The 21,070-nt window shown below is 73.0% G+C and carries 21 protein-coding genes; 9 read left to right on the plus strand and 12 right to left on the minus strand.

From position 1 onward, the window contains the following. Window positions 1–156: 156 nt before the first annotated feature. The 7 genes from ACYVOM_RS37640 to ACYVOM_RS37670 all read right to left on the minus strand — a co-directional run bounded on the left by ACYVOM_RS37640 (window position 157) and on the right by ACYVOM_RS37670 (window position 5,918). Window positions 157–1,206 carry a phosphotransferase gene (locus ACYVOM_RS37640; protein WP_460308395.1) on the minus strand — a complete coding sequence of 350 codons (1,050 nt, stop codon included), beginning with the start codon at window positions 1,204–1,206 and terminating at the stop codon, window positions 157–159. Further along, entirely contained in the window at window positions 1,203–2,126 is a 924-nt protein-coding gene (locus tag ACYVOM_RS37645; protein ID WP_460308396.1) for a DUF7064 domain-containing protein, read from the minus strand. The genes ACYVOM_RS37640 and ACYVOM_RS37645 overlap by 4 nt, the downstream gene beginning before the upstream one ends. Window positions 2,127–2,271: 145 nt before the next feature. Then, on the minus strand, window positions 2,272–3,519 hold the full coding sequence (locus ACYVOM_RS37650) for a styrene monooxygenase/indole monooxygenase family protein (protein ID WP_460308397.1): 1,248 nt from the start codon (window positions 3,517–3,519) through the stop codon (window positions 2,272–2,274). 24 nt (window positions 3,520–3,543) lie between these two features. Then, a complete protein-coding gene (locus ACYVOM_RS37655) occupies window positions 3,544–4,116 on the minus strand; it encodes a GTP-binding protein (RefSeq protein WP_460308398.1) in 573 nt (190 codons plus the stop codon). Beyond that, window positions 4,097–4,441, minus strand: coding sequence for a DUF742 domain-containing protein (locus ACYVOM_RS37660; RefSeq protein ID WP_460308399.1), 345 nt, complete (start codon window positions 4,439–4,441; stop codon window positions 4,097–4,099). The genes ACYVOM_RS37655 and ACYVOM_RS37660 overlap by 20 nt, the downstream gene beginning before the upstream one ends. After that, window positions 4,438–4,872 (minus strand): roadblock/LC7 domain-containing protein, encoded by a 435-nt coding sequence (locus tag ACYVOM_RS37665; protein ID WP_460308400.1) that lies wholly within the window; start codon window positions 4,870–4,872, stop codon window positions 4,438–4,440. The genes ACYVOM_RS37660 and ACYVOM_RS37665 overlap by 4 nt, the downstream gene beginning before the upstream one ends. Then, window positions 4,869–5,918 (minus strand): ATP-binding protein, encoded by a 1,050-nt coding sequence (locus ACYVOM_RS37670; protein WP_460308401.1) that lies wholly within the window; start codon window positions 5,916–5,918, stop codon window positions 4,869–4,871. Before ACYVOM_RS37670 ends, ACYVOM_RS37665 begins: the two co-directional genes overlap by 4 nt. Before the next feature lie 200 nt (window positions 5,919–6,118). Here ACYVOM_RS37670 and ACYVOM_RS37675 point away from each other — a divergent pair, with 200 nt between their 5' ends. The 3 genes from ACYVOM_RS37675 (at window position 6,119) to ACYVOM_RS37685 (ending at window position 9,005) form a co-directional block, all read left to right on the plus strand. After that, the gene (locus tag ACYVOM_RS37675) at window positions 6,119–7,492 is read left to right on the plus strand and encodes a helix-turn-helix domain-containing protein (protein WP_460308402.1); all 1,374 of its coding nucleotides are present in this window, start codon (window positions 6,119–6,121) and stop codon (window positions 7,490–7,492) included. 246 nt (window positions 7,493–7,738) lie between these two features. Beyond that, on the plus strand, window positions 7,739–8,179 hold the full coding sequence (locus ACYVOM_RS37680) for a cold-shock protein (RefSeq protein ID WP_460308403.1): 441 nt from the start codon (window positions 7,739–7,741) through the stop codon (window positions 8,177–8,179). A 91-nt stretch (window positions 8,180–8,270) separates the two neighbouring features. Then, window positions 8,271–9,005 carry a hypothetical protein gene (locus ACYVOM_RS37685; RefSeq protein WP_460308404.1) on the plus strand — a complete coding sequence of 245 codons (735 nt, stop codon included), beginning with the start codon at window positions 8,271–8,273 and terminating at the stop codon, window positions 9,003–9,005. 13 nt (window positions 9,006–9,018) lie between these two features. On the opposite strand, the gene ACYVOM_RS37690 is transcribed toward ACYVOM_RS37685, so the two are convergent. Then, complete coding sequence (locus tag ACYVOM_RS37690) at window positions 9,019–11,679, minus strand: HAD-IC family P-type ATPase (protein WP_460308405.1); 2,661 nt, start codon at window positions 11,677–11,679, stop codon at window positions 9,019–9,021. A 328-nt stretch (window positions 11,680–12,007) separates the two neighbouring features. On the opposite strand from ACYVOM_RS37690, the gene ACYVOM_RS37695 reads away from it, so the two are divergent. Then, window positions 12,008–12,865, plus strand: a complete 858-nt coding sequence (locus ACYVOM_RS37695) for an alpha/beta fold hydrolase (RefSeq protein WP_460308406.1) — start codon at window positions 12,008–12,010, stop codon at window positions 12,863–12,865. Between the two features lie 204 nt (window positions 12,866–13,069). On the opposite strand, the gene ACYVOM_RS37700 is transcribed toward ACYVOM_RS37695, so the two are convergent. Next, entirely contained in the window at window positions 13,070–13,486 is a 417-nt protein-coding gene (locus ACYVOM_RS37700) for a DUF4259 domain-containing protein (protein WP_460308407.1), read from the minus strand. A 229-nt stretch (window positions 13,487–13,715) separates the two neighbouring features. Next, complete coding sequence (locus ACYVOM_RS37705) at window positions 13,716–14,234, minus strand: gluconokinase (RefSeq protein WP_460308408.1); 519 nt, start codon at window positions 14,232–14,234, stop codon at window positions 13,716–13,718. A gap of 137 nt (window positions 14,235–14,371) precedes the next feature. Here ACYVOM_RS37705 and ACYVOM_RS37710 point away from each other — a divergent pair, with 137 nt between their 5' ends. Next, window positions 14,372–15,841 carry a PucR family transcriptional regulator gene (locus ACYVOM_RS37710; RefSeq protein ID WP_460308409.1) on the plus strand — a complete coding sequence of 490 codons (1,470 nt, stop codon included), beginning with the start codon at window positions 14,372–14,374 and terminating at the stop codon, window positions 15,839–15,841. A 184-nt stretch (window positions 15,842–16,025) separates the two neighbouring features. Then, window positions 16,026–16,868 carry an undecaprenyl-diphosphate phosphatase gene (locus tag ACYVOM_RS37715; protein ID WP_460308410.1) on the plus strand — a complete coding sequence of 281 codons (843 nt, stop codon included), beginning with the start codon at window positions 16,026–16,028 and terminating at the stop codon, window positions 16,866–16,868. A gap of 50 nt (window positions 16,869–16,918) precedes the next feature. Here ACYVOM_RS37715 and ACYVOM_RS37720 read toward each other — a convergent pair whose 3' ends face one another. Continuing rightward, on the minus strand, window positions 16,919–17,953 hold the full coding sequence (locus ACYVOM_RS37720; protein ID WP_460308411.1) for a zinc-dependent alcohol dehydrogenase: 1,035 nt from the start codon (window positions 17,951–17,953) through the stop codon (window positions 16,919–16,921). A gap of 195 nt (window positions 17,954–18,148) precedes the next feature. After that, window positions 18,149–19,555, minus strand: a complete 1,407-nt coding sequence (locus tag ACYVOM_RS37725; protein ID WP_460308412.1) for a sulfatase-like hydrolase/transferase — start codon at window positions 19,553–19,555, stop codon at window positions 18,149–18,151. 181 nt (window positions 19,556–19,736) lie between these two features. Between ACYVOM_RS37725 and ACYVOM_RS37730 the strand changes: the two genes are divergently transcribed. The 3 genes from ACYVOM_RS37730 to ACYVOM_RS37740 all read left to right on the plus strand — a co-directional run bounded on the left by ACYVOM_RS37730 (window position 19,737) and on the right by ACYVOM_RS37740 (window position 21,065). Continuing rightward, complete coding sequence (locus tag ACYVOM_RS37730) at window positions 19,737–19,889, plus strand: hypothetical protein (protein WP_460308413.1); 153 nt, start codon at window positions 19,737–19,739, stop codon at window positions 19,887–19,889. Beyond that, window positions 19,880–20,221 carry a mycothiol transferase gene (locus ACYVOM_RS37735; protein ID WP_460308414.1) on the plus strand — a complete coding sequence of 114 codons (342 nt, stop codon included), beginning with the start codon at window positions 19,880–19,882 and terminating at the stop codon, window positions 20,219–20,221. The genes ACYVOM_RS37730 and ACYVOM_RS37735 overlap by 10 nt, the downstream gene beginning before the upstream one ends. Window positions 20,222–20,471: 250 nt before the next feature. Next, window positions 20,472–21,065 (plus strand): histidine phosphatase family protein, encoded by a 594-nt coding sequence (locus ACYVOM_RS37740; RefSeq protein WP_460308415.1) that lies wholly within the window; start codon window positions 20,472–20,474, stop codon window positions 21,063–21,065. Window positions 21,066–21,070 lie beyond the last annotated feature (5 nt).

Below are 21,070 nucleotides of genomic sequence, written 5' to 3' on the forward strand. Positions count from 1 at the left end.
GACTCCACGCCAAAGCGCACCTCGCTATCGGCGGGGAGGGCGCGACGTCGCGCGCACCGACCGGCCCGCCGCCCCGACGGGACCCGCCCGCTTCGGCACGCTCAACGTGCGTTTCCCGTCCGCCCCTGAGCGGGGCGGACGGGGCGCGGACCGCCGTCAGGGCAGCAGGGACACGGCGTCCAGGTCCGCCGCGTGCCGGACGTGGCGGGTGGTCATGGTGCAGAACATGTCGTCGCCGCGCGCGGTGCGCTCGACGAGCATGGACGCGCCGATGGCCATGGCGATCCCGCCGAAGGCGTACCTCCGGTAGGCCGTCCAGCAGTCGTCCCACGAGTAGGAGACGCCTGCGGCGGCGAGAGTTCCGTGGTAGAGGCGGACCAGGGACTCCTCCTCGGCTCTGCGGACGTCGGCGGGCAGGCTGGACGACAGGAAGTACGACAGGTCCATGACGCCCGGGCCACGCGAGCACGTCTGCCAGTCCAGGATCGCCGGCCGGGGCGGGCCGAAGAGCAGGTTGTCGGCCCTGAAGTCGCCGTGGACGAGCGTGCTCGGCGCGTCGTAGGGCGCGAGGTACTTCTCCAGCGAGGGCAGGAACTCCTCTATGAGCGCGAGACCGTCGGCCGGAATGCGCTCGGAGTACCTTTCGCGGAAGCCCTCGTACATGGCGGTGACCATCGCGGCGGTGAAGGCGCGGGAGCCCTCGTCGTCCCGGTTCAGGAACGGAAGGTCGGCCAGGGAGGGGTCCTCCCATACGGCGGCCTGCAGGAGCGCCAGTTCCCTGACGGCCGCCGCGGCCTCCGCCACCGAGAGCCCGGCGAGCTGGTCGCCCGGCCGCGCGGAGGTGAAGTCCTCCAGCAGGACGGTGTACTCGTCGGTCTCGGGGTCGTGCGCGGTGAAGTGGCACAGCGGGACGCTGGCCTCGACGAGGCGGGGCGCGAGCGCCCGGTAGAAGCCCGCCTCGACCTCGTAGGTGCGGATCAGTTTGGCCGCGTTGCGGCTCGCCTCGTCGGGTGAGGCGATCTTGGCGATGACGCTGGGCGGTCCCGCCGCGCCGGTCCAGCCCAGGCTGAGGCGCAGGGTCTGCGACACCTGGCCGGTGCCGATCGGCACCGCCTCGACGGAGGTGATGGCGGCGCCGGGAACGGCGAGGACCTCGGTGAGGTAGCCGGGGGTGAGGTCGGCCGCGGTCGCCGCGGGCCCCCTCACGCCTGCTCCCCGAGGAACGACCAGCCGTGGTCCTTCCAGCCCGGAGGCTGATGCCATTCGGACCAGCCGTAGCCGACCCGTCCGTCGTCGGCCGTGTAGCGGCACAGCGCGCGCGGGAAGAGCGCGTCCTGCCCTGTGGGGGACGTGACGGCCACGGAGGCGAACGCCAGGGGGACCGCGGTGATCGGCGTGCCGGGGATCCTCAGACGGGTCGACGAAGGCAGGTCGTCGTCCCCGAAGACCGTCTCGGCGCTGAAGCCGTCCAGGTGTCCGATCGCGCCGCCGGGCGGCACCTCGAAGCAGGGCCAAGGGAGCGGGATGCCTATGTTGGCCTGCATCCCGTGGAAGTAGGTGCCGTCCTGGAGGTGCCCGGACGTCCACAGCCAGCTGACGCTCCACCAGTCGCGCTCGCCCCAGGAGTGGTCGCGCTCTCCGGCGGCGTCGACGGCGATGACCTCTTCGCCCGCCGTCACGGTGCCGGTGACCTTGCAGGGGACCTCGTACCGGTTGAGGTCCTTGTAGGGGTAGGCGCCGCCTTCGGTAACCCATTCCAGGTCGAAGGCCAGGCGTGTGCCCGACGCCGTCACGCCGTCCAGGACGAGGTGTGCCTTCGCGAAGTCCGGGGAGAGCGTCTGCGTCGCCCGGTAGTCCGCGGTCTTGACGTCGGTGCCCTCGGTCGGCAGGGGCGCGAAGTCGTCGGTGAGGATGAGCGGCTCCCGGTCCGGCCCGACGATGCAGGCCCAGTACCAGGCGCGGTTCCAGTTCGGGTAGAGGCCGAGCCTTACGTAGCCCCCGTAGGAGCCGTCAGGAGCGGCGAAGTCGTAGTAGTAGGACTCGTTCCACAGGAGTTCGTCCCCGGGGGTGTGCAGGGACTCGTCGGCGGGGGTGAGCGGCCAGGTGCCGTGATCGACGATCTTCAATGCGGAGGGCTCCTCTGAATCCGAATTCGGTTCAGTCTTCGATCCGCCCGAGTCTAGGTTCGCGGCCCCGATGTGGTCTAGAGCACACCTCCACCGGACAGAAGGCTCGAAGCGGCGGGGGCGCCGACCCCCGCCGCCCCGCGCGTCAGACCCCCTGCACCGCCTGGCGGGAGGCCAGGTAGGCGCCGGTCGCGGCCGGGTCGAAGAACCAGTCGGCGAGGCTCGGCGGCGCCGCGTAGCCCCGCGCGAAGCGGCGCGCCACCTCGTCGTCCTGAGTCGCCGCGCCGAAGATCTGCTGGACGTGCTCGGGCAGCCCGTCGGAGATGAGCGCGTTGGTCAGCGCGGTGGACCACTGCGCGTAGTCCCAGTAGCGCTCGAACGTCTCGTGCATCCACCGCTCGTCGAACGGCAGGTCGCCGCGCGCGACGATCGCGTCGCGGTAGATCCGGGCGCAGTGCGCGGCGTTGTTGGCGCCCTGCCCTGCCGCCGGGTCGTTGAGCACGACGACATCGGCCATGCCGAGCACCTTCTGCGACCCGACGCGGCCCACGGGCCGCCGGACCGAGGGCGCGTAGGAGCCGTACAGGGTGGACTTCGCGTCGGTCGGCACCGCCCCGGTGAACAGCTCAGCCTCCCAGGGCATCCACTCCGCCAGCAGCGAGCGCAGCCGGGTGAGGTGCTCGTCAGGGGTGATGCGCCGGTCGGCGAAGGCGTCGAGCGGGCTGCCGGGGACCGCCTCGATGAGCACCGCGTCGCACGGACCGCTGTTGGTGTACGCGGGCATCAGGTACATCTCCCCCACGCCGGGCACCGCGTTGATGCGCACCTGCGGCACCGGGCGCTCCGGCCAGGGCGCCACCCCGTGCAGGTAGATCGCGGCGAGGCTGCGGCGCGGGTGGTCGTAGGTCGAGCGGGCGTCGTCGCGCTCGAACAGCTCCACCAGCGGGCCCTTGCCCGCCGCGACCACCACGAGGTCGTACATCGCCGCGAGGGACTCCAACTCGCTCGTGGCGACCGGGTGCAGGACCACCTTGCCGCCCGAGCGCTCCAGCCGCTCCAGCCAGCCCGCCATCTTCACCCGCTGGTCGACGGACTGGGCGGGGGCGTCCCAGACCCCGTAGAACTCCAGGACCTTCTGCCCGCCCGGAGCGGCGAGGGACACGCGCTGGCCCTCCAGCCAGGGCGTCCTGTCCTCCCAGTCGTTCAGGCCGGCGTCCCGCTCGATCTGGAGCGCGGGAGAGAACATGCACTGCGTCGAGAGGATCCGGCCGTTCCGGATCTCCTCCGGCGTCTGCGCGGTCATGAGGGTCACGTCGTAGCCGCCGTGCTCCACCAGCGTCAGGGCGAGCTGGAGGCCCGCCTGGCCCGCACCGATGATGAGGATCTTGCGCAAAGGGATCTCCGAAGGGAAGGTGGTTTACCGGGAGTGGGAACGGGTCGTGTGCAGCGTGTGCCGAACCGCGGTGACGAGCGCGCCGACGGTCTGGCCCCGCACCCGCACGTCGGCGGCGATGAGGGGCACGTCCGGGGAGATCTGGAGCGCCTCCCGCACCTTGTCCGGGGAGTGCGTCGCGAGGCCGTCGAAGAGGTTCACCACGACTACGAACGGTAGCGCCCGGTCACGCTCGAAGTAGTCGACCGCCGCGAACGACGACTCCAGGTCGCGCGTGTCGACGAGGACCACCGCGGCGCTCGCGCCCCGCGCGACGTCGTCCCACATGTGCCAGAAGCGCGGCTGGCCGGGCGTGCCGAACAGGTAGAGCACCAGACCCGTCGACAGGGTGATCCGGCCGAAGTCCATCGCGACGGTCGTGCGGACCTTCCCGGGGCGTCCCGGGTCCACGCCGAGGGCCTCGGACGTCATCCACGCGTCGGTGTTCACCGGTTCGATCTCGCTGACCGCGCCCACGAACGTCGTCTTGCCGACCCCGAAGCCGCCCGCCACCACGATCTTCGCGGAGGCCGGGACGTCAAAGCGCGCGGAGGCCATCGAGCACTCTTTCCAGGAGGAGCGGGTCGAACGGGTCGAGGTCGGCGTGCACGGTGACCAGGCCCCGTCCGGCGAGGTCGCCGAGCAGGACGCGGGTGAGGCCGAGCGGCACTCCGCACGCCGCCGAAAGCTCCGCGACGGTCTGCGGGCCCGCCTCGACCCGCTGGTACAGCGCCTGCGCCTCGGGCAGCGGGCCGGCCGCCGCGACCGGGAGCCTGCCCGCGGCGCTGACCAGGGTGTGCATGAGCATCCGCCACCGCGTGCCGGTCCTTCCGCCGGACAGCACGTAGGGCCGGACCCAGGGGTGGCGCGGGTGGCCGGTCACGCGATCCCGCCGCCGGCCAGCAGCGGGGACGGAGCGAGCCGCGCGCCCACCGCGCCGATCAGCCGCTGCAGCTCGTTCACGACGGCGGGCAGCGGGGCGCCCGGCTCGACCGCGACGCCGATGCCCGCGGTCGGACCTACCGCGCCGACCACGAAGTGGCCGCCGGAGGGGAACTGGCAGATGAGCTGGCCACCGCGCCCGTCGCGCTCGCCGACCTCCTTGGCGAGGGCCCGGCCGGTGCCGAGCGCCGAGCAGGTCAGCGCGGCGAGCCGTTCGGCGGCGTCGCGCTCCAGCCCCGGCGACCACAGCATCGCCAGGCCGTCCATGGACAGCAGCACCGCATGACGCACCCCGGGCGTCCGGGCGAAGTCGTCGATCATGAAGCTCAGGTCGGCGCCTGCCTGTCCGGGCAGACGGGACGGTCCTGTCACTGGGGTGGCTCCCGGGGGTCGGTGGAGAAGGCTGCTGCGAGGTCCGCCAGGGTGGCGCCCTGGGCGAACGGGGGGCTTTCGGGGAACTGGGGGCCCTGCTCGTACGCGGCCCCCGGGGCGGGCGGGTGTCGGGACGCCTGCTCCCGCGACGTGCTCTCGGCAGCGTCACTTCCGGCGTAGGCGGCGCCGGGGGTACGGCGCGGAAGGTCGGGGGCGCCCGTCGGAGCGGCCGGAGCCGGGACGGGCGGCGCGCTCTGGACGGCCGGGACGGGCTGCAGGAGCCGGGCGGGCACGAAGACCGTGACGACGGTGCCCGGGCCGTCTCCCGCCTCGGTTTGGCGAACCGCCTGCACGGGCGGCGCGACCGACACGTTGACCTGGAGGCCGTGCCGCCGCGCGAGGTGGTGCACGATCGTGAGCCCGCTGTGCCTGCCGTTCTCGGCGATGACGGGCTGGACCGTTCCCGCGAGCCAGGCGTTGACGCGCGCCATCCAGTCGGGCGGGCAGCCGGTGCCGGTGTCGCGCACGTAGACGGCGACCGACCCGTCCTCCATCCGGTAGACGCCGGTGGTGGCGGCGCCTCCGTAGCGGGTGCCGTTGTCGAGGAGTTCGGCGAGCAGGAGGGCGAGGTCGTCGGCGAAGTGCGGGGCGGCGAGCAGCCCTGCGGGCTCCCCCGCGTCCTCGATCCTGACGCGCTGGTACTGGCCGACCATGCCGGTCGCCATCGCCATGACGTCCTGGAGCGTCGCGGCCGGGCCGCTGTAGCCGCCCGCGGCGCCGGTCAGCACCTGGAGGCCGCGGACGAGCCTGCGCACCCTGGCGTTGCCGTGGTCGAGCCGGTAGAGCCGCTCCAGGACCTCGGGGTCGTCCTCGTCCTGCTGGAGCGCGTCGAGGGACTCGCGCTGCTCCTCGACGACCGAGAGCAGCCTGAGCGCCAGCGCCCCCGCCACGTCGGGCGGCCAAGACGCCGCGCCGGGCACGGGCGCCGCCTCCGGACCGGAGAAGGCACCGGGGGCAGGTGCGGTGCGCCGCTTCCACAAACCCAAGAGCAGTCCACCTCCGTACCGAAGATCACCGCGCCCTACCCCAGCATCCATGTCCGCCGGAGGTGAAGAGCGTTCATGCGGGCGTTCGGCAGGCACTAGGCGTTTACCCGGCGTTTTTCGGCAAAGCGCCCGGCACGCCCACCGGACGGCACCAGAATCAGAACCGGAAATCTCAGGAAGCGACATACAGCGGGGCGGGTGTGGACGCCAAGCGGGAAGCGGGCCCCCGGAGGGCCCTCAAAGCAGCGAGAGACCGGTTCGGCTGGGGCCAGGAGGAGGCCTCCGACGCCGTCCGGGTCTCGGTGTCCACGTGGTCGCGGTGGGAGCGCGGCGTGCAGGACGTGCGCCCCGCCCACCGAGCGCGGCTCGCGGAGGTCTTCAACGCCACCCCCGAAGAGGTCTCCCGGTGGGTGGGCGCCGGAACCGCCGACGAAGCCGCCGACGAGCCTTCTCCCGTCTCCCTGCACGGCACCCTCGCCGAAGCCGTCGCCCTGTGGAGGGCCGACGCCGACCTCACCCGGCGTGCGGCGCTCACCGACCTCGCGGTGGACACCTCGGCGTGGCCCGAATGGCTCCTGCACTGGACGCTCGATCCCGGCCCCGGAGCCCTCGCCCGCACCGGCGGCCGGGTGCGCGTCGGCCCTTCCGACATCGCCCGGATCGAGGAGGCGACGCGGGCCTTCGCCGCCATGGACCGCAGGTACGGCGGCGGCATGGTCCGTCCCGCCGTGGTCGACTTCCTGCACGCCAAGGTCGCGCCTTTGCTGTCGGGCGCCTACGACGACACCGTGGGCGCCGCCCTCCTGTCGGCCTCGGCGACCATGACGGGCCTCGCCGGCTGGGAGGCCTACGACCTGCGCCACGACGGACTGGCCCAGCGCCTGTACGGACGCGCGCTGAGCCTCGCCAAGGCCGGAGGCGACGGCATGACCGCGGCCTGGGTCCTCACCGTCATGGCCCAGCAGGCGATCGACCTCGCACAGGCCCGTTGGGCGATCCGCCTCGCCAGGGCCGCCCGGGACGCGGGACGGGCCGCGAAGGCTCCCCCGCGCGTCAGCGCCGCGCTCGCGCTGCGCGAGGCGCGCGCGACCGCGCTCCAGGCCGCGCAGTGCGACACCCCGGACCGGCACGCCGCGCGCCGCGTCGAGAAACTGCTCGGCGAGGTCGAGACGACCTTCGCGCGGGCCTCCGCCGGCGACGCCGAACCGCACTGGATCAGCAACCTCGGCCCCGCCGAGATCGCCGCGGAGGCCGGGTGCGCGTGGCGGCTCATCGGCGACCACGTGCGGGCCGCCGCTTGCGCGCGCACGGCCCTCGCCGGGTTCGGGGCCGCCTACCCGCGCTCGGCCCAGTTCAACGTCGTGCACCACGCCCAGGCGCTGCACGGCCAGGGCGCGCTCGACGAGGCGCTGTCGGTGGCCCGGCCCGCGGTGCCCATGGCCAACGGGCTGTCCTCGCACCGCGCGCTGTCGCTGCTGCGGTCCTTCACGCGCTCGCTCACCCCGCACCGGGGCCATCCGCTGGTCCGGGAGTGGCGCGACTATCTCGCGGCGGAACTCTCACCGGCCGCCTGACCGAGCACCGGGCATGACACGCCGGGGTCCGGGCGTCCCACCCGGTCCGTAGAGCGGGTATCGTCAAAAGGTCAAGGTAGGCGCGTACCGAGATCAACACCGACGACCACGGCCAAGGGGATCCGGGCATTCCGCTCGGGATCGCCCCGGGGCGATCGCACAGGCGGTCGGCCGGGGATGGGGAAACGGCCATCGCGGAGGATCGCGGCGAGCGCGTCGTCAATGGTTGGTGCTCGGGGAGTTTCTGTGGCGCTGTCGGGAAGAATCCTGCGTTTCGACGATGTGCGTGGTTATGGCTTCATCGCCCCGGATGGGGGCGGAGCCGATGTGTTCGTCCACGCCAATGAGCTGAACGCCGACAAGGGCACGTTCAAGGCCGGTACGCCGGTGGAGTTCGAGGTGATGGACGGGGAGCGCGGCCCGAAGGCCTTTTCCGTCCGGCTGCTGGACCGGCCGAAGATCAACGGCTCCTACGCCGATGATCTCGACGCGCCGTTCGACCTGCCGGACCGCGACTGGTCCGGCGAGGACGACAGCCTGTGCGACGTCCTGACGCCGGGCGAGCTGAACCGGGAGCTGACGGAGCTCTTCCTCACCTCGGTTCCGGAGCTCACCGGCGCGCAGATCGTCAAGCTGCGCGAGAGCATCCTCATCGTGGCCAAGAAGCACGGCTGGGTCGAGGACTGAGCAGGCCGCCCGGCTTCGGGCGGCCTGCCTGCGTTCACCGGCTTCATCTGGTGCACCGGGTTCGTCGGGCTTCAGGAACAGGAGCAGCCGCATGGCGGTCATGATCCCTGGACGTTTCAACGGGCCTGCCGCCAGCGGCAACGGCGGTTACTCGTGTGCGGTCTTCGCGCGCGCGGCGACCGGCTCGGACAGGGGCGGCGCGGTGGTCACGCTGCGCACGCCGCCACCGCTGGACACCGCGCTGGCGGTCGAGCGCGACGGCGGCACGGGCCGTGTCCTGCACGGCGGCGCCCTGATCGCCGAGGTGGCGCCCGCACCCACCGGCCCGGACTCCTGGCCGGTCGTGCCGACGGTCTCGCCCGAGGCAGCGCTCGCCGCCCAGGCCCGCTATCGCGGCCGCGAACACCACCCTTTCCCCGGCTGCTTCGTCTGCGGCCCCGAACGGCCCGCCCGCGACGGCCTCGCCCTGGAGCCCGGCGCGTTGCCCGGCCGCGCCTCCTCGGTGGCATGCGTCTGGGCGCCCGCCGCGGACCTCGCCGGCCCGTCGGGTGAGATCGCCGCGCCGCTCGTGTGGGCCGCGCTCGACTGCCCCGGCGCCTGGACCCAGGACCTCGCGGCGCACCCGATGGTCCTCGGCCGGATGTCCGCCGAGATCGCGGCCCTCCCCCGCGCGGGCGAGCCCCACGTCGTCGTCGCGGAATCCGAACCCCCGCAGGGCCGCAAGGTCTTCAGCCGCACCGCCCTGTACACCGCCGAAGGCGCCCTGCTCGCCTCCGCCTCCGCGACCTGGATCACCATCCCCTCCGGAGACACCCCGCCCCCCTGAGCCGCCCGCCCGCTCACGCCCCCTCTTCTGCCGGCGTGAACCGCCGTGGTCGCTGCACCGCCTTCAGGGCCTCCACCGCGCCGTAGGCGACGACCGCGACGACGATGACGTGCAGCCACTGCGCCCAGGTGAGGGGCGCGGAGCGGAACAGGGAGTTCAGCGGCGGGGCATAGGTGTAGGCGAGCTGGATCGCCACGAGGGCCACGGCGCCCACGCCCACCCACGGGTTGCGGCGCACCCCGCGCCACAGGACCGGCCGGTTCAGGGACAGGCAGGCGAACAGGTACGTCAGCAGCGTCAGCGCGAAGACGTTGACCACGACGGTCTGCGCGGTGGCCGTGGAGGCGCCTCCGGCGCGTTCCAGGGCGAACAGCCCGAACGACCCCGCGAGCAGGATCACCGAGACGAGCAGGATCCGCAGCACGTACGGCGGTTCGATGAGCGGGGCCTTCGGAGCGCGCGGTGGGCGGCGCATCACGTCGGGATCGCGGGGCTCCACGGCGAACGGCAGGCCGAGGATGAGCACCGCGGTCATGTTCAGCCACAGCACCTGGAGCGGCTCGATCGGCAGCTCCGTGCCCAGCACGACGGCCGCCACCAGCAGCAGCCCCAGGCCCAGGTTGGCGGGCAGCGCCCAGATCATGAACTTCACGATGTTGTCGAAGACCCCGCGGCCCTCCTCGACCGCCGCCTCGACGGTGGCGAAGTCGTCGTCGGTGAGGACCATGTCGGCGGCCTCCTTGGCCACCTCCGTGCCGGTGATCCCCATGGCGACGCCGATGTCGGCCTGCTTGAGCGCGGGCGCGTCGTTGACGCCGTCGCCCGTCATCGCGACCACCTGGGCGTCGCGGCGCAGCGCGTTCACCAGCCGCAGCTTGTCCTCGGGCGAGACCCGGGCGAACACCGACGCCCGCCGGGCCAGCCCGGGCAGCTCCTCGTCCGGGCAGGCGGCGAGCGCGGTGCCGCTCACCGCCTCGCCGCCGCCGAGGCCGATCTCGCCGCCGATGGCGCGGGCCGTCGCCAGATGGTCGCCGGTGATCATCTTCACCTCGATCCCCGCCGTGCGGCACGCGGCGACCGCCGCGACCGCCTCGGGGCGCGGCGGGTCCTGCATGCCCTGGAGGCCCAGGAACGTGAGCGGTGGCAGTTCCTCCAGCGGTCCCTGGTGCCCCCTCGCCCGGGCGAACGCGAGGACGCGCAGGGCCCGCTCGCCCAGCGCCGCCGCCGTGCGCTCGACCTCCGCCCGGTCCAGCGGGACCGCGCGGCCGTCGGCGTCCAGCGCGTCGGCGCAGCGGGCGAGGACGCGCTCGGCCGAGCCCTTCACATAGACCGTCCCGTCGGCGTGCAGGGTGGCCATGTACTGGGCGCGCGAGGAGAAGGGGATCACGCCGGTGCGCTCGGGCGGATCAGGCACGCCCGCCTTGGCGGCGCTCACCAGGAGCGCGCCCTCGGTCGGGTCGCCGATGATCCGCCAGGAGCCGTCCTCCTCCTGCGCGAGGCCCGCGTCGTTGCAGGCGGCGCCCGCGGTGAAGACCTCCGCGAGCGCAGGCAGGGCGGCGGCGTCCACCGGCCGGTCGACGGTGTCGCGGACCTCGCCCTCTGGGTCGTACCCGCCGCCCGACAGCGCGTAGGAGGCGCCGCCCGCACAGGCGGTCACGACGGTCATCTCGTTGCGGGTGAGCGTGCCGGTCTTGTCGGTGCAGATGACCGTGGTGCCGCCGAGGGTCTCCACCGCGGGCAGCCGCCGCACGATCGCGCCGCGCGCGGCCATCCGCGAGACCCCGAACGCCAGCGTCACCGTGACGATGGCGGGCAGTCCCTCGGGGATGGCGCCGACCGCGAGGGCGACGGCGGTGGTGACCATCTGCGCGAGGTCCTGGCCGCGCAGCATTCCGACGGCGAAGGTGAGGACCGCGAGCACGAGGATCGCGACCGTCACGGCCTTGGTGAACGCGTCGATCTTGCGGGTGAGCGGGGTGCGGACTGCGGTGGCGGCGCCCACGAGCCGGTTCACCTTGCCCAGTTCGGTCGCGTCGCCGGTGGCGGTGACGATCCCGGCGCCGCTGCCCGCGGTGACGAGGGTGCCCGAGTAGGCCATGTTCTTCCGGTCGCCGAGCGCCTCGCCCGGCGGCGCCTGCGGGTCCTTGCCGACGGCGACCGACTCGCCGGTGAGCGCCGACTCGTCGACCGCGAGCCGGTGCGCCTCGGCGATCCGCAGATCGGCGGGCACCTTGTCGCCCTCGCCCAGCACCACGACGTCGCCGCGCACCAGCTCCGCGGCGGGCAGCCTGACCCGCTCGCCGTCGCGGAGCGCGACCGCCTCCTGCGGCGCCATCGCCGCGAGCGCCGCGAGCGCCTTCTCCGCCTTCGACTCCTGGAGATATCCGACAACGGCGTTGGCCAGCACCACCGCGCAGATCACGAGGGTGTCGACGACCTCGCCGAGCAGGGCCGTCACCAGCGCGGACGCCAGCAGCACGTAGATGAGCGCGTTGTGGAACTGCTCGACGAAACGCCGCAGCGCGCTCTTGCCCCTCGCCGCCGTCAGCAGGTTCGGCCCTTCCTCGGCCAGCCGGTCCGCCGCGCCGCGCGAGTCCAGCCCCGCCCGCACGTCGGTGCCGAGCCGGCCCGCCACCTCCGCCACCCCGATCCGATGCGCCTCGTCCACATCCACCCCCTGACTCTCCTTTCCCTCCCACCGCCCCAGCACCCCCACCCCCCGCGAAAGGCCCCCGTCCACGTGCCCTTGGTCCCGACCCAGACGGCAACTCGGCGCCGCCGACCGGCCGAGAGCACCGCGAGAGGCTCCGCGGGCAAGCGCCCCTGCGGGCACCGCGGTGGGCGCGACGGCGTCTGGCGGCCACCGCGTCCTTGCGGCCGCGGCTGCGGCCCCGTGAGAGCGCCTCGGCTCCGCTCGGGACCATGTGGGCGAAATGACGTTCAAATGAACCAAGAGACTAGAGTTGCCCCAGTTCATTAGGTTTTGACGGAGATGGTGGCTGATGTCGGGGCAGGAGCACACGCTCGGGGCGAGCCGGTTCGCCGAGGTCGACGGCGGACGGCGGCTGCACCACATGGTGCGCGGCACGGGCGACGTCACCGTGGTGTTCGAATCCGGGATGGGCCTCTCGCGGTCCTGCTGGGGGCTGGTCGTCCCCGAGGTCGCGCGGCACGCTCGGACCGTCGTCTACGACCGGGCCGGCCTCGGCCGCAGCGACGACGACACCGCGCCGCGCACCCTCGCCCGGCTCGCCGCCGACCTCTCGGCGCTGCTGGACGCGCTCGGGGACGGCCCGTTCGTGCTGGTCGGCCACAGCTGGGGCGGCCTCGTGGTGCGGGCCACCGCCGCGGCCCGCCCCGACCGGATCCGCGGCCTCGTCCTGATCGACCCGACCGACGAGAACTGCGCGCTGTACTTCACGCCCGAGGCCGAGGTGCGGTTCACCGAGGGCGGTGCCGAGGTCGTGCGGCTCGCCGGGCTCGGCCTCCACCACCCCTTCGGCGATCCGTCCGCCGGTGACGCGCAGCCCGCCGACGTCGCCGCGGACCACCGCGCCGAAGACTGCACCGTGCGCGCCGCGCGGGGCATGGCCGCCGAGGCGATCGGGGGCATCGCCGACCTGCGGGCGCTCCGCGACGCCCCGCCCGCCCTGGGCGACCTGGACCTCTGCGTGATCTCCGGCACCAAGCCCTCCGACTCCTACCAGGCCGACCGCGACGCGCTCACCGAGGCGCACCGGGCGACGGCGGCGGCGCACCGGGCCGGCCGCTTCGTCGCGTCCCCGACCTCGGAGCACATGGTGATGCTCACCGATCCCGCCACGGTGACGGCCGAGATCCTGCGGACCGCCGGGCTCTGAGGCCGTCCAGGACCCTGGCGCCCCCAGGGGCTCCGACGTCCTCCCGTGCTCTGAGCCGCACCACGGCACGCCCGCCCTCCAGGACCGCGACGTCCTCCAGAGCTGTGCGGGGTTCCAAACCTGTACGGGGTTCCAGGGCTGTGCGGGGTTCCAGGGCTGTGCGGGGATCCAGGTCTTCGACGTGCTCCAGGGCTCTGGTGTCCTTCAGGGCGCTGCCGCGCGCAGGACCGCCTCGCACGCGGCGTGCTCGGCGCGCACCTTGTCCAGCGCGCCCGCGTCCTCCCACAGCTCGGCCCACTCGTTGTCGTGCGCCTCGAAGGCCCGGTCGAAGACGGCGACGGCGAGTCCGACGAGCGCGGGGGACGCGCCGAAGTCCAGCCGAGCCGCGTGATCGCGCCCGATCGCGTCCTCGATCGTGCCCGGCGCGAGGCGCTCGGCCACGAAGCAGGCCGCGACGAGCGCGCCCGAGACCTCGTGCTCCTCCAGGTAGTCCGTGCCCTGCACGACGTCGGCCATCGCCCCCCGGATCGTCTCGGCCGCGGCCTCCGGCGCGCCGCTGACCGATCCCGCGAAGTCCAGCCCGCTGTCGTTGTCGAACGGCCCGTAATCCCAAGCGCCCATGATGTTTCCCCTCCGCAACCGCAGTTTCCTGGTCAGACAGTACGCGCGCCCGCCGACAAAATCCGGCCGCCCGAGAAAATCCGCGATCTCGGACAGCTCCCATGATGTGGTGGAACGAGGGGCTCGTCCCCTCCCCGAAGGAAGAAGGCGCTCTTGGCCGCTTCACGACCCCGAAGGGCCGGAACGACCGGATCGGGAGGGCGGACGCCGTTTCGGCCTTCTCGGCCGGTCAGTCGTCGGTGGGCACGGCGCCTAGAACGACGAGCGCCCTGTGGGTCAGGACCGACGGGAGGGGACCCACGGTGAGGGTCGCGCCGGCCTCGTCGTCCGCCAGCGGCTCCAGGATGGCGAGCTGGGAGTCGAGCAGGGACGGCGGCATGAAGTGCGCCGTCCGGTCCTGGAGCCGGGAGGCCAGCAGCTCCCTGGGCCCGTGCAGATGCAGGAAGCGCACCGTCGGGGCGAACGAGCGCAGGCGGTCGCGGTAAGCGCGCTTGAGGGCCGAGCAGGACATGACGCCTCCGCCCGCCTCGTGGAGGCGCAGCCAGCCGCCGAGGATGTCGAGCCAGGGCTCCCTGTCCTCGTCGGTGAGAGGGAGTCCGGAGGCCATCTTGGCGACGTTCTCCGCCGGGTGGTGCCCGTCGCCCTCCTCGAAGGGCACGTCCAGAGCCTCGGCGAGCAGTTGCCCGATCGTGGTCTTGCCGGAGCCGGAGACCCCCATGACGACGACGAGCGGCGCGGATCGGTGCATGATCACAGCCTGCGCCCCCAGCGCGTCGCCCGCAACCCGGTGCGCGCTCCGCCATGGACGGGTCCCGGACTCGGGGCGGAGGTCGGCGCTCCAGGCCGGTGGCCGGGCCGCGGGCGGGGAGCGGCTAGCTTGGTGAGGTGGTGCACCTCCGGCTCTTCGTCGACCGGTTCGGCCTCCGCGTCCTGAGCGGCGCGGGTCCGGCGGACCGGCTGGTGAGCTGGGTCCACGTCAGTGAACTGGCCGACCCGACGCCGTACCTGTCCGGCGGCGAACTGCTGCTCACCGCGGGCATCGGCTTCCGGCCGGAGAACAGCACCGCCTACGTCGCGCGCCTCGCCGCCGCCGGGGTCACCGCCCTCGGATTCGGGCTGACTCCAGGGGTCTTCGACCAGGTGCCCGCCGCGCTTATCGCGACCTGCGCCGCGGCCCGCATGCCGCTCCTGGAGATCCCGCCGGAGATCCCGTTCGCGGCGCTCTCGCAGGCCCACCACGCCGAGCTCGTCCGGGCCGAGACCCTGGCGCTGCGCCGCCTGTCGGAGGGCCAGGGCGTGCTGATCCGGGCGGCGGGCGGCCCCGGCCCGCTGCGCGCGGTCGTGGACCGGCTCGCCGATCTGCTCGAGGGCTGGGTCCTCGTCGTGGATCACAACCGGGACCGGACCTGGGCGGCCGGCGAGGTCCGCGCGGACCGCCGGGTGAGCGAGGCGCTCAACCGGGCCTGCGAGAGCCGCACGCCGCTCAGCGCCGCGCTGAACACCGCGGGCCAGCAGGTGGAGATCCAGCGGCTGATCGGCCCTTCCCCGTCCGGCTACGCCATGGCGGTGGCCCGCGAGGCGCCCTTCGGGGTGGCCGACCGAGGACTCATCGCGGTGGCGGCCTCGGCGCTGTCGCTGCTGTTCACCGCGCCCGCCGAGACCTCGGCCGCCGGCACGCTGGGCGCGGCCGCCGTCGCGGGCCTCCTGAGGCCGCCCGCTTGGGAGGCGGCCTTCGCGGCCCCCTTCGACCTGCCCGAGGACACCACCTGGCGGGTGATCCGCGCCCTTCCACCGGGCCTGCACGGGCCGCCCGGCGCCGTGGCCCGCTCTCTCGCCGAGATCCTCGCGACGCCTTACGTCATGCCCGACGGCGAGGCGTACACCGCCCTGGTCCCGGGCGACAGGCCACCGGGAGACGGCGCCCGCGCGCTGGACGAGGCGGGGATCTTCGCCGGGATCAGCCGCGCCCACCGGGCCGAGGACCTCCGGGAGGCCCGCGAGCAGGCGGAGGCCGCCCTGAACGGCTCCCGAATCCAGGGCGCGGCCATGATCGCGGACGAGCCGGCCGACGGGCTCCTGGGCGTTCTGGAGCCCGTGGAAGCCGCCCGCCACGCCGCCCGCCTCCTCGCCCCGCTGGACGGCGCCCGCGACGCGGCCGTGCTGCTCGGCACGCTGCGCGCCTGGCTGGCCCACCACGGCAGCTGGGACAGGACGGCGGCGGACCTCGGGGTGCACCGCAACACCGTCCGGCACCGGATGCGCCAGGTGAGCCGGCTGCTCGACCGGGATCTCTCCGACCCCGACGTCCGGATGGAGCTGTGGTTCGCGCTCCGCTGGCGCTCCCGCGGCGGCTGACCGGTGGAACGCGGCCGCTTTCCCTACTCCCGTCAAGATCGGAGGAAAAGGAGAATAAGGTCGGATGAATGATCGGCGACGATCGGACCCTTCACCGGTCTTCGAGGTAACATCTCGGCGGGCGGGGTCATGATCGGCTTCGCGATCGTCCTCCCGTCCGTCTCCGAATCGGAGCGCTTGACTCATGTCGTGGTTCGAAGCCGTCGTCCTCGGGCTTCTCCAGGGGCTCACCGAGTTCCTGCCCATCTCCTCCAGCGCCCACCTGCGGGTGTTCTCCGCGCTGTTCGGCTGGGAGGATCCCGGCGCCGCGTTCACCGCGGTCACGCAACTGGGCACCGAGGCCGCGGTCCTCATCTACTTCCGCAAGGACATCGTGTCCATCATCCGCTCGTGGGTGCTGGCGCTGTTCAAGAAGGAGATGCGGGGCGACCCCAACGCCCGCATGGGCTGGTTCATCATCGCCGGATCGCTGCCCATCTGCATCCTCGGGCTCATCTTCCAGCACACCATCGAGACCGCCCTGCGCGACCTGCGCATCATCGGCGCGACGCTCATCCTCTTCGGGCTCATCCTCGCCGCCGCCGACCGGCTCCGGCTGAACTCCCCCGGCAAGCCCATCAGCCAGCTGACGCTGCCGCACGCGCTGGGCTACGGCTTCGCCCAGGCCCTCGCCCTGGTCCCGGGCGTCTCGCGCTCCGGCGGCACCATCAGCGCGGGCCTGTTCCTCGGCTACAGCCGCGAGGCCGCCGCCCGCTTCTCGTTCCTGCTGGCCATGCCCGCCGTCCTCGCCTCAGGCGTCCTGGAGCTCTTCGACATCGGCGAGGGGCCCTCCCCCGCGTGGGGCCCGACCATCGTCGCGACCCTCATCGCGTTCGTCGTCGGCTACGCCGCCGTCGCGTGGTTCCTGAAGTACATCAGCACCCACACGTTCATGCCCTTCGTCGTGTACCGCGTGGCGCTCGGCTTCCTGATCCTGTTCCTGGTCATCGCGGGCGTCCTCGCCCCGAACGAGGGCGGGCTCGGCTAGCTCCCGGCAGCGCGAAGGCCCCGGCACGGGTGTGCCGGGGCCTTCGCGCGTCAGGCGTTGAGGTCGACGAGCACCTTGGTCTGGGGGCTCCTGCCGGAGTCCAGCTCCTCCAGCATGTCGCGCAGCTGCGACAGCGGGATCGTCGCGGTGTGCAGCGCCTTGACGTCCAGCCTCCGCGACGCGATCGCCTGCATCGTGGCGGTGAAGTCGTCATGGTTGTAGGCGAGGGAGCCGATCACGGTGAGCTCGCGCGCCTGCCAGTCGCCGTAGCTGACCGTCGAGTCCGTCAAGGGGAAGCCCAGCAGCGCGAGGGTGCCGCCGCGGCGCACCAGCTCGGCCGACGGCTGGAGCAGCGCCGCGACGCCCGCGCACTCGAACACGACGTCGGCGCCGAGGCCGCCTGAGGCGGCGGCGAGCAGCGGAGCGAGGTCCTCGGGCGGGACCACGTCGGTGAATCCGAGGCGCAGAGCCGTCTCGCGGCGCGCCGGCGACGGCTCGGAGACGATGAGGCGGCCCGCGCCGGCGTTGCGCGCGTGCTGCGCGGTGAGCAGGCCGATCGGGCCCGCGCCCTGGACGACGACGAGGGCGCCGAAGACGATCGCGGCGCGGCGGACCGCGTGGAAGGCCACGGTGGCGGGCTCGACGAGGGCGGCCTCGGCGTCCGTCAGCGCGTCGGGCACCGGGATGACGCGCCGGGCGGACACCGCCAGCCTGCGCGCGAAACCGCCGTGCGGGGGCGCGGCCGGGTCCACCCCGTTGGCCTCGGCGAAGGCGGTGTCGCACTGGCGGGCGTGCCCGGCCCGGCACTGGGGGCAGTGCCCGCAGGCGGGGCCCACACCGCCGACGACCCGCTGCCCGATCCGCAGCCCCTTCACCTCGGCGCCCACCGCGCTGATGCGGCCGGTCCACTCGTGGCCGAAGACCGCGGGCGGGAGCATGTGCCCGTCGGTGTAGCCGTGCACGTCGGTGCCGCAGATGCCCGTGTAGACGAGGTCCACGACGACGCCGTCGGGTGCGGGCGTGTAGGGCTCCTCCCGCTGGGTCACGTCCAGCCTGCGCGGACCGGAGACCGTCAGATATGTCATTGTCCTGTGCCTTTCCGCGGGCCGCCGCCGTTGGCGGGCCCACCGGGCCGACGCACCCGGCACCGGCCCTTGCCTGCGAGTTTATGGACAGAATGAAACCCGTCCCACAGCAGGCCCGAAAATGGAAGCGCGACGGTCCCATGGTCGGGAACCGTCGCGCGCCCCTGTCGGGCCGGAAAGGCCGCGGCCGTTACGTCAGCTGTAAGGCAGCAGGGTGCCTGCGATGGCCTCCCACGACTGCTTCAGGGAGGCCAGCTTCGCGGGCTCCGAAGCCGCGTAGTTGCTCACCTCGCGCTCGTCGACGGCGAGGTTGAACAGCTGGTCCTGCCCGTTGGTGCCGCGGAAGTACTTCCAGTCGCCCCGGCGCAGCGCCCGGTAGCCGCGGGTGCGCCAGAACAGGTCGCGCTCGGGCACCGACTCCCCGCGCAGCAGGTGGCCGGCGATGCTCCTGCCGTCCAGAGGGTAGGCCGCGTCCGGGACGGTTCCGGCGAACTCCAGGAGGGTCGCCGTCCAGTCGGGGCTGAAGACGGGCAGTGCGCTGTACTGCCTGCCCTTGAGGGCCGCGGGCCAGCGCAGGATGTTCGGGACGCGGATGCCGCCCTCGTACAGGCTCGCCTTGTTCCCGGTCAGCGGCCAGTTGTAGGAGAAGCGCTCGCCTCCGTTGTCGCTGGAGAACAGCACCACGGTGTTGTCCTCCTGACCCGACCTGCGCAGCTCGGCCAGCACCTTGCCGATCGACGCGTCCAGCGACTCGACCATCTCGGCGTAGACCTCCACCGACCCGCCGTCGTTGTGCAGGAGGGCCTGGGTCGGGTTCGCACCGGCCTTGATCTTGGCGGTGATCTCGTCACTGACCGCCTTGTCGTCCTTGGTCTCCCAGGGCCAGTGCGGCGTGGTGAAGTTGAGGTTCAGCAGCCAGGGCCTGTCGTGGCGGCGGCCGACGTAGTCCACCGCGCGCTCGGTGAGGATCGTCTCGTAGTAGCGGAGGTCCTCGTAGGTGGCGTCGCCCTCGTAGAGGTCGTACTCCCCCTGCGTGCCGATCTTGGAGAAGTAGTCGAGCGCGCCGCCGAAGTTGCCGAAGAACTCGTCCCAGCCGCTCTTGGTGGGGCTGAACTCCGGCAGGTAGCCCGCGTGCCACTTGCCGATGAGGGCGGTGTCGTAGCCCGCCTTCTTCAGCAGGGACGCCAAAGTGGGGTGCTCGGGCGGCAGGCCGACGCCGCGGGCGTTGAGCGGCTCCAGCAGACCGCCGGGGAGGCGCCCCGGGTAGCGGCCCGTGTAGAGGGAGAACCGCGTGGGCGAGCAGGTGGCCGAACCCGAGTAGGCCTGGGTGAACCGGACGCCCTGCGCGGCGAGCCTGTCGAGGTTGGGCGTCTTGATGTGCGGGGCGCCGTAGCTCGACACGTCCGCGGCGCCGAGGTCGTCGGCGATGATCACGAGGATGTTGGGCTGCTTCGGCGGGCGCTTCTTGCCCTTCTCCGCCTTGAACTCCACCTCTCCCGCCCTCGGCTCGGACGGCGAGGCGAACGCGGGGGTGCCCGCCAGGGCCGCACTCGCGGCTCCCCCTCCGACGAGTCCGGCGAATCCGCGACGGGACAGCGACATTCCAACTCCTTCGATAGGAAAACTAGGAGAAGCCAGTAGACCATGACCGAAATCGGGTATCCAGCCCCTGACCAAACTTTTCTACCAAATCGGTAGGGATAGACGAATCCGGCATCTCTGAAAGACGGGACGACTCGAATATCAGTTCGACCAACACTCAGCGTGGACCTATAGTGACGCCATGAACACGGAACGCGCTGATCTGCTCACCGCGCTGGGGCAGCACCGGGACTTCCTGCGCTTCGCCGTCAGGGGGCTCACCGAAGAGCAGGCGGCGCAGCGCAGCACGGTGAGCGAACTGACCCTCGGCGGCTGGTCAAGCACGTGGCGCTGACCGAGCGCGGCTGGATGCGCTTCGCCGTCCACGGCGCCGAGGGCCGGCCCACCGACTCCGCGGGCCACGCCCGCGAGTTCGTGCCGGACGAGGGCGAGACCCTGCAATCCCTGCTCGACCTCTACGCCGACATCGCCGCCGAGACCGAGTCGCTGGTCGCCGGGCTCGACCTCGACACCGCGCACACCCTCCCCGAAGCACCGTGGTTCCCACCCCGCGCCACGTGGACGGTCCGGCGCGTCCTCCTGCACATCCTCGCCGAGACGGCCCAGCACGCCGGGCACGCCGACATCCTGCGCGAGGCGATCGACGGGCAGAAGACGATGGGCTGAAGCCGTGCGCGCCCGAAGAGTCGAGCGTCGCGGCAGCACCGACCACCGGGGCCGCGCCCACGACCTTCGCGACCGACCGCCCTCTCACAGGGCGACGCCGCGGCCGTTCGAGGCGGGACGCGGTTCGGGATCGCGTAGCGCGTCGGGCCCACGGCGACGCATGGGAGGAGACGACGTGGTCTGGAGGGGCGGGGCCGGGGAAGGGTGGGATGATCTTCGGGGTGGTCGGAGCCGGGTAGGGAGGGGCGGGATGACGGATCTTGTGCTGGTGCGGCACGGGGAGACGGTGTGGCATGCCGAGAACCGGTATGCGGGGGTCAGCGACATCGCACTGACGGACGCGGGGGTGCGGCAGGCGGAGCGGCTGGCCGGGTGGGCGAAGGGGGCCGGGCTCGACGCGGTGTGGAGCTCGACGCTGAGCCGGGCCCAGGTGACCGCGGCGCCCAGCGCGCGGGCGGCGGGGGTGCCGCTGCAGGCCGACGCACGGCTGCGGGAGCTGGATTTCGGTCTCGCCGAGGGGATGACCAAGGCCGAGATGCGCGTCCGCTTCCCGGCCGCGCGCGCCGCGTTCGAGGCCGATCCGGCGGCGCACCCCCTTCCGGGCGGGGAAAGGCCCGGCGCCGCCGCCGACCGCTTCGTCTCCTGCCTTCGGCAGATCGAGGGCGGGCGCGTCCTGGTCGTGGCGCACACGACCGCGATCCGCCTGGCCCTGTGCCATCTCCTCGGCATCCCCCTCGCCGAATACCGCCGCCGTCTGCCCGCCCTGGACAACGGCACCCTCACCGAGGTCCGCCTGCACCCCGACCACGCCGCGCTGCTCCGCTACAACTCCCCCGTCCCATGACCCAC

It is taken from the genome of Actinocorallia aurea (assembly GCF_054783995.1).

Bases quoted from the DNA above. Each gene is read 5' to 3' on its own strand.
- ACYVOM_RS37720 (WP_460308411.1), bottom strand. From the start codon at position 17,953: ATGACATATCTGACGGTCTCCGGTCCGCGCAGGCTGGACGTGACCCAG.
- ACYVOM_RS37725 (WP_460308412.1), bottom strand. From the start codon at position 19,555: ATGTCGCTGTCCCGTCGCGGATTCGCCGGACTCGTCGGAGGGGGAGCC.
- ACYVOM_RS37655 (WP_460308398.1), bottom strand. From the start codon at position 4,116: ATGGCCTCCGCGCGCTTTGACGTCCCGGCCTCCGCGAAGATCGTGGTG.
- ACYVOM_RS37700 (WP_460308407.1), bottom strand. From the start codon at position 13,486: ATGGGCGCTTGGGATTACGGGCCGTTCGACAACGACAGCGGGCTGGAC.
- ACYVOM_RS37730 (WP_460308413.1), top strand. From the start codon at position 19,737: ATGAACACGGAACGCGCTGATCTGCTCACCGCGCTGGGGCAGCACCGG.
- ACYVOM_RS37705 (WP_460308408.1), bottom strand. From the start codon at position 14,234: ATGCACCGATCCGCGCCGCTCGTCGTCGTCATGGGGGTCTCCGGCTCC.
- ACYVOM_RS37740 (WP_460308415.1), top strand. From the start codon at position 20,472: ATGACGGATCTTGTGCTGGTGCGGCACGGGGAGACGGTGTGGCATGCC.
- ACYVOM_RS37685 (WP_460308404.1), top strand. From the start codon at position 8,271: ATGGCGGTCATGATCCCTGGACGTTTCAACGGGCCTGCCGCCAGCGGC.
- ACYVOM_RS37715 (WP_460308410.1), top strand. From the start codon at position 16,026: ATGTCGTGGTTCGAAGCCGTCGTCCTCGGGCTTCTCCAGGGGCTCACC.
- ACYVOM_RS37695 (WP_460308406.1), top strand. From the start codon at position 12,008: ATGTCGGGGCAGGAGCACACGCTCGGGGCGAGCCGGTTCGCCGAGGTC.